The sequence below is a fragment of the Pseudomonas sp. DrBHI1 genome (assembly GCF_002205115.1).
Lineage (GTDB): Bacteria > Pseudomonadota > Gammaproteobacteria > Pseudomonadales > Pseudomonadaceae > Aquipseudomonas > Aquipseudomonas mosselii.
This window is the reverse complement of sequence record NZ_NIBE01000045.1, coordinates 206,804-213,254: the sequence shown is the minus strand read 5'-3', so window position 1 is coordinate 213,254 and position 6,451 is coordinate 206,804. Positions and strand designations below refer to the sequence as shown.

Genomic DNA, 6,451 nt, shown 5'->3' with positions numbered 1-6,451 from the left:
GCGCACCATCCTGGCCGCGCTGGGTGAAGCCGAACAGGTCCCGGAGGAAAGCCACGCCCTGTTCCTCGAGCGCTTCGACGAGCTGCTCACCCTGCTGCCGCAGGACCCGCTGCAAAGCCAGTACCTGGGCCAGGACCTGATCTGCCAGGTGATCCAGCGCTATCCCCAGATCGCCCATCTGGTACCGCGTGATCTGCTGTGGTTCTTTGGTGGGGATTGCTTGCATTTCATGCCGGATGACGAGCTGGAGCTTTACCAGACGCTGGAAGAGCGACGCTACGAGGCAGAGCAGAACGGCGAAGCGTTTGATTGGCACCAAGAAAAGCAACTGCTAGCCAAGCCTGCTCAGGGTGATATTCACTGATGTAGATGCATCCCGGCCCCATTTGGGCCGGGAACCCCAATCACCTGAGCGGGACAAGTGAATTCACTCCGCCAAATCACGATCTAGCAAATCAGGGGGAATCCTAGCCTTACCCCCGAAAAAATGATGCGCCGAAGAACATAAGAACTCTGCTTCCAGTCGAAGTCGTTCTACCTGAGAAGGGGGCTGCTGCCCTTTACTTTCTTCATAACGCCTCCACGCATCGACCGCCCGTTTACATATCTCCAGCTGGACTTCCAAATCCGTCTTTTCGATCGTCACGGTCATTGCTCCTTCCTTGTTCAAGGCAGAATGGAGTGAGATCAGGCGCGCCCAACATTCTCCCCCGACAGAGTAATAACTGATGGTATGAGTACGAACATCGGGCACGTAACGAGTAGCGCCATGCCGTTGTACGCCCTCAGACGACATTCGCCAACTAGCAAAATTGATAGGTGTGCTGAGCCAGCTCGCCCCAAAAACCAACCACGCGAGCAAAAAAAACGCCACTTCAAACGAAGTGGCGTTTTCAATGTGGAGCGGGAAACGAGACTCGAACTCGCGACCCCGACCTTGGCAAGGTCGTGCTCTACCAACTGAGCTATTCCCGCAGGGTGAAGCTTTACCGCATGTGGCCTGAAGCGCCTTGACGACCTTCAGCACCGGCACCGTCGGAACGATGCGTCAAAACTGGAGCGGGAAACGAGACTCGAACTCGCGACCCCGACCTTGGCAAGGTCGTGCTCTACCAACTGAGCTATTCCCGCAAATATGGCGTCCCCTAGGGGACTCGAACCCCTGTTACCGCCGTGAAAGGGCGGTGTCCTAGGCCACTAGACGAAGGGGACTAAGCCGACGCTTTTCAGCGCACCAGAACATGAACCTCACGATTCAGCCTGGATTTTCTTTTCCTGCCCTGCCGAAGCAGTGCCGGAGAAACTGGAGCGGGAAACGAGACTCGAACTCGCGACCCCGACCTTGGCAAGGTCGTGCTCTACCAACTGAGCTATTCCCGCAATATGGCGTCCCCTAGGGGACTCGAACCCCTGTTACCGCCGTGAAAGGGCGGTGTCCTAGGCCACTAGACGAAGGGGACACACTGCTCGCATTACCTATTAAAGTACTGCTTGCTTTCACTCCCTGCCGCGTTTCGCTGTGTGCTTTACGCTGCAAGTGGCGCGCATTCTATGGATGCCTTGGAAGGTCGTCAACCCCTTTGTAGAAATTTATTTAAATCAATGACTTCCCGTCGTCATGGGTGGTGGTGCAGGATGCGTCCGGGGATTGGCGTTGCTTTTCTGACGTTGGCTCGGCAAGCTCGTAGCGATGTGCCACTATCTGTAGGTTTTGGATGATGGGCCGATACATACAAGCAAGGCTTGAGGGCCTGATCGCAGGGCTAGCCCGCTCCCACGAATGCTTCATGGATTCAAGGGCGAGCAGGACTGTCCGCCAGGCTGCACTGTTCGCTTTCGGGCGGACTCACTACACTCTCGATAGATGCAAAACTTCTTCATGAGGCGTTAACGGTGACACCACTTCTGATCACCCTGCTTATCGTTGCGGGTATCGCGCTGCTGATCGTGATCGGCTACCTCAACAATGTGGTCGAGAACGGCAAGCTCGAGCGCGCACGGCTCAAGGTCGAGCTGGCCGACCGCCTGCGCCGTTGCGGCGAAATCACCGAGACCTTCCCCGGGCAATTCATGACGCCCGCGCTCAAACTGCTGCTGACCCGCCTCGAACTGAACCTCAACCAGCGCCAGCTGGCCCTGGACAAGCACAGTGGCGACCTCAAGGCACGCATCGCCGAGCTGGAAGGGCTGATCGCCCAAGGCGAGAGGATACCGGTCAGTAACCCACCCTCGCCCATCCAGACCGAGGTAAAGGCCAAGGACGTGCGCTTTTTGCTGGAACTGCTGCACAACCAGATCGTGCGTGCCACTCAGGAAGGTTTCCTGGCGACCAACGAAGGCAAGTATTGGGTCAAGGAAATCCGTCATATCCTCGTGCTGCTGCATATCGAGTTCTTCAACAACCTCGGCCAGCAGGCCCTGCAGCAGAACCAGCCAGGCCAGGCGCGCCTGGCCTTCGAGCGTGGCGTGCAGTACCTGCGCAAGCAGCCTGAGCCCAAGCAGTATGAAGAGCAGTTGACCTACCTTGAGAAACTGCTGAACCGGGCCAATGCCCAGGTGCTGGACCAGATGGAACCGGCGGAGAATGAACAGAACGCGCTGACCCAAGGGCTCAAGACCGACGAGGATGAGACCTGGAAGAAGAAGGTCATCTACGACTGACAGCGCTGGCTCTATCGCGGGGCAAGCCCGCTCCCACGACCCAAAAGAAAGGGGCCTTCGCAGGCCCCTTCTTCATTTCAGCAATCGGTCAACGCGAGGAACACCTCGACCAACCGCTCCAGCCCTGCCTGGTCGGCCTCGCTGAAGCGCGCCAGCTTCGGGCTGTCCAGGTCGAGCACGCCGATCAGCCTTCCGGCCTTGACCAACGGAATTACCAGTTCGCTGTTGGACGCGCTATCACAGGCGATATGCCCGGGAAACGCGTGCACGTCCTCGACCCGCTGGGTCGTGCGGGTGGCCGCCGCGGCGCCGCATACGCCCCGACCGAACGGGATGCGCACGCATGCAACCTGACCCTGGAACGGGCCGAGCACCAGCGCTTCGTTGCGGTTGATATAGAAGCCCGCCCAGTTCAGGTCCTCTACCTGGTTGTAGAGAAACGCCGAGAACTGCGCGGCGTTGGCGATGAAGTCGCGCTCGTCGGCGAACAGCGCCTGCACTTGCGCGGCCAGCAAGTCGTAGCCATCGAGGCCTTGGCCACTGGCGTTGAGGTCGATCATTTATTTCTGCTCCAGCAATTGCAGCCCGACCCAGTAGCGGGCGAACTGATAGGCACAACGGCCATTACGGTTACCGCGGCCGGTGGCCCAGCGCACGGCGAGGATGTCGAGCGCTTCGCTGCGCTGCCACTGCAGCCCGGCCGGGCGCGCCAGCTGGCCGATCCAGTGCTCGACCACGTTGAGGAAGTGCTCCTGGCTGAACGGGTAGAACGACAGCCACAGGCCGAAGCGGTCGGACAGGGCGATCTTGTCCTCCACCGCTTCGTTGGGGTGCAGCTCGCCGTCGACCATCTTCCAGTTCTCGTTGTCGCTCTGTTTCTCCGGCACCAGGTGGCGGCGGTTGGAGGTGGCGTATAGCAGCACGTTGTCCGGGGCCTGTTCCAGTGAGCCGTCGAGCACGCTCTTGAGCACCCGGTAATCGCCCTCCCCGGCTTCGAACGACAGGTCGTCGCAAAACAGGATGAAGCGTTGTTCACGTTTTTGCAGTTGCTCGACTACCCGTGGCAGGTCGGCCAGGTGGTCGCGCTCGATTTCAATCAGGCGCAGGCCCTGGCCCGCATGCTCGGCCAACAGCGCCCGCACCAGCGACGACTTGCCGGTGCCGCGCGAGCCCCACAGCAGGGCGTGGTTGGCCGGCATGCCGTTGATGAACTGGTGGGTATTGCGGCCCAGCTGTTCGCGCTGCTGGTCGACACCGATCAGGTCGGACAGGCGGATGTCGAGGCTGACCTCCAGTGGCATCAGGTAGCCGCTGCGGCCGTCGCGTTGCCAGCGGGCCGCCAGGGTACGGGTCCAGTCGATGTCCGGGCGTGGGGCCGGCAGCAGGGGTTCGAGGCGGGCGAGGACGGATTCTGCGCGGTCGAGAAAAGCATTGAGACGGGCGTCCATGACGACTCCTATTGATTTCAGTTTTTTGGGGCCGCAGCGGCCCTTAATCGACGATCAACTGAAATGAACAGACAGACCCGCCAGCAGCCAGGGCTGATCGGCTATGCTTGCGCAGCGCACGGAGCAAGTAACCGGCTTGGGACCCATGGATATCAAGTTCACCAATCGCCTGTCATACAAGCAAGCCCGGTTGACAGTCCTGGTCGGCTTCATCCTGGGAACATTGCTCAGTCTCATCCAGATCGGCATCGATTATGCCAGCGAAGACGCGTCCATCAACCGTGAAATTCAGGCACTGCTGAAGATCAGCCACGACACGGCCTCGCGCATCGCCTACAACATCGACACGGAACTGGCCCAGGAGCTGACCGGCGGCCTGCTGAAATCGCCGGCGCTGATCCGCGCGCGGCTGATCGACAACAACGACACGGTGCTGGCCGATGTGCAGCGCCCCAGCATGGAAAGCCGCTACCGGGCGCTGTCGGACTTCCTGTTCGGCGAGCAGCGCCAGTTCCAGGACCGGCTGTTCCTCGCCCATATGCCCGATGAATACCTGGGCACCCTTTACCTGGATGTCGACACCTACACCTTCGGCGCACGCTTCCTCGACCGCGCCGGGGTCACCCTGGTCAACGGTTTCGCCCGCAGCCTGGTGCTTACCGGCATCCTCCTGGGGCTGTTCTACCTGATGCTGACCAAGCCACTGGTGACGGTGATCGGCGCGCTCAGCGGCAACGATGCACGCACGCCCAGGCAGAACCGGGTGGACTGCCCCAAGGGCCACGAGAACGACGAGATCGGCGTGCTGGTGCGGGTCGCCAACCAGCAGTTCGTCAGCATGGCCACCGAGATCCAGCAGCGGCGCACCGCCGAGAACCGCCTGACCCAGTACCTCAACGAGCTGGAAGACATCGTCTCGGCACGCACCAACGAGCTCAAGGCCAGCAACAGCCGCCTGAGCCTGTCCAACCAGGAGCTGGACGAGGCGCGCCAGCGCGCCCTGGACATGGCCCAGGCGCGCGCCGCCTTCCTGGCCAACATGAGCCACGAGATCCGCACCCCGCTCAACGGCATGCTGGGCATGATCGCCCTGGCCCTGGACAGCGGCCTGGCGCCCGAGCAGCGCCAGCAGCTGTCGATCGCCCACGACTCGGGCAAGGTGCTGGTGGAGTTGCTCAACGATATCCTCGACCTGTCCAAGTTCGATGCCGGCCAGCTGGAACTGGAGCGCATTCCGTTCGACCTCGGCGCGATGGTCGAAGACACCGCCAACCTGCTGTCGCAAAATGCCGCGCCCAGTGTCGAGCTGACCTGCCTGGTCGCCCCGGACTTCCCAAGCACGGTGCTGGGTGACCCGACCCGGGTGCGGCAGATCGTCAGCAACCTGTTGTCCAACGCCCTCAAGTTCACCCGTTTCGGCCGCGTCGACGTGCGCCTGAGCAGCATCGTCGGCGGCGTCCGCCTGGAGGTGAGCGACACCGGCATCGGCATCCCCGAGGAAGCCCAGGCGCGGATCTTCCAGCCGTTCACCCAGGCCGGCGCCGGCATCACCCGCCAGTATGGCGGCACCGGCCTGGGCCTGGCCCTGACCCGCAACCTGTGCCAGGCCATGCAGGGGCATCTGCATATCCATTCCGAAACCGGCTTCGGCAGCCGCTTCAGCGCCGACCTGCCGCTACCGGCGCACACCGCGGCGATCCCGCCGGCGCCGCTGAGCGGGCGGGTGGTGGCCCTGGGCAACCCCGGCAGCGGCCTGGCCGAGCTGCTGCAGGGGCTGCTGCCACGCTGGGGGCTGGAATACGCGCGCCACGAGAACGCCAGCGAACTGACAGGCACGGCCGTCGACCTGCTGATCACCGACGATCTGGACCACGTGCTCGACCTGCGCCCGGCCATCGAGGCGCCAATCCTGCTGGTGACCGCCTACGGCAATTTCCTGCCCGCCGAGCAGGCCGAGCAGCTGGCGCCCCTGCAACAACTGGCCCGCCCCCTGGCGCGCAACGCTCTGTACCAGACCCTGCGCCGCACCTTGCAGGGCGAGCCCAACGCGCCCCTGCCCCACGAGGTGCCGGCCTCGCGCGAGCTAAGGGCGCGTATCCTGCTGGTGGAGGACAACCCGGTGAACCAGCTGGTGGCCAAGGGCATGCTGGGCAAGCTCGGCTGCCAGGTGCAGGTGGCCGCCCACGGCCAGGAGGCCCTGGACAGCCTGGAGCAAGGCAGCTTCGACCTGGTGCTGATGGACTGCAACATGCCGGTGATGGATGGCTACGAGGCCAGCCGGCGCATCCGCCAGAGCAGCCGCTGGCCAGAGCTGCCGATCGTCGCGCTGACCGCCAACGCCA

The 6,451-nt window shown here is 62.4% G+C and carries 6 protein-coding genes and 5 tRNA genes; 3 read left to right on the top strand and 8 right to left on the bottom strand.

Annotated elements, in window-relative coordinates; translation table 11 throughout:
• Nucleotides 1-364, top strand: a 364-nt coding sequence (locus CC207_RS08190) for a PA2817 family protein (RefSeq protein WP_088851873.1), incomplete at its 5' end; no start/stop codon positions are given.
• Nucleotides 365-427: 63 nt separating this feature from the next.
• Here CC207_RS08190 and CC207_RS08185 read toward each other — a convergent pair.
• The 6 genes from CC207_RS08185 to CC207_RS08160 form a co-directional block, all read right to left on the bottom strand.
• Nucleotides 428-652 (bottom strand): hypothetical protein, encoded by a 225-nt coding sequence (locus CC207_RS08185; protein WP_028690968.1) that lies wholly within the window; start codon nt 650-652, stop codon nt 428-430.
• 247 nt (nt 653-899) lie between these two features.
• Nucleotides 900-975, bottom strand: a tRNA-Gly gene (locus CC207_RS08180).
• Nucleotides 976-1,055: 80 nt separating this feature from the next.
• A tRNA-Gly gene (locus CC207_RS08175) sits at nt 1,056-1,131 on the bottom strand.
• A gap of 5 nt (nt 1,132-1,136) precedes the next feature.
• Nucleotides 1,137-1,212: transfer RNA gene (locus CC207_RS08170), tRNA-Glu, on the bottom strand.
• Between the two features lie 92 nt (nt 1,213-1,304).
• A tRNA-Gly gene (locus tag CC207_RS08165) sits at nt 1,305-1,380 on the bottom strand.
• Nucleotides 1,381-1,384: 4 nt separating this feature from the next.
• Nucleotides 1,385-1,460 (bottom strand) — tRNA-Glu (locus CC207_RS08160).
• A gap of 433 nt (nt 1,461-1,893) precedes the next feature.
• On the opposite strand from CC207_RS08160, the gene CC207_RS08155 reads away from it, so the two are divergent.
• Nucleotides 1,894-2,661, top strand: a complete 768-nt coding sequence (locus tag CC207_RS08155; protein WP_028691717.1) for a hypothetical protein — start codon at nt 1,894-1,896, stop codon at nt 2,659-2,661.
• Between the two features lie 77 nt (nt 2,662-2,738).
• On the opposite strand, the gene CC207_RS08150 is transcribed toward CC207_RS08155, so the two are convergent.
• Together CC207_RS08150 and CC207_RS08145 are read right to left on the bottom strand one after the other, a co-directional pair.
• A complete protein-coding gene (locus CC207_RS08150) occupies nt 2,739-3,221 on the bottom strand; it encodes a GAF domain-containing protein (RefSeq protein WP_028691718.1) in 483 nt (160 codons plus the stop codon).
• Entirely contained in the window at nt 3,222-4,109 is an 888-nt protein-coding gene (locus CC207_RS08145; protein ID WP_028691719.1) for an ATP-binding protein, read from the bottom strand.
• Between the two features lie 103 nt (nt 4,110-4,212).
• Here CC207_RS08145 and CC207_RS08140 point away from each other — a divergent pair.
• On the top strand, nt 4,213-6,451 hold a 2,239-nt coding region (locus CC207_RS08140), incomplete at its 3' end, for an ATP-binding protein (protein WP_088851879.1).

Bases quoted from the DNA above. Each gene is read 5' to 3' on its own strand.
- CC207_RS08185 (WP_028690968.1), bottom strand. From the start codon at position 652: ATGACCGTGACGATCGAAAAGACGGATTTGGAAGTCCAGCTGGAGATA.
- CC207_RS08145 (WP_028691719.1), bottom strand. From the start codon at position 4,109: ATGGACGCCCGTCTCAATGCTTTTCTCGACCGCGCAGAATCCGTCCTC.
- CC207_RS08150 (WP_028691718.1), bottom strand. From the start codon at position 3,221: ATGATCGACCTCAACGCCAGTGGCCAAGGCCTCGATGGCTACGACTTG.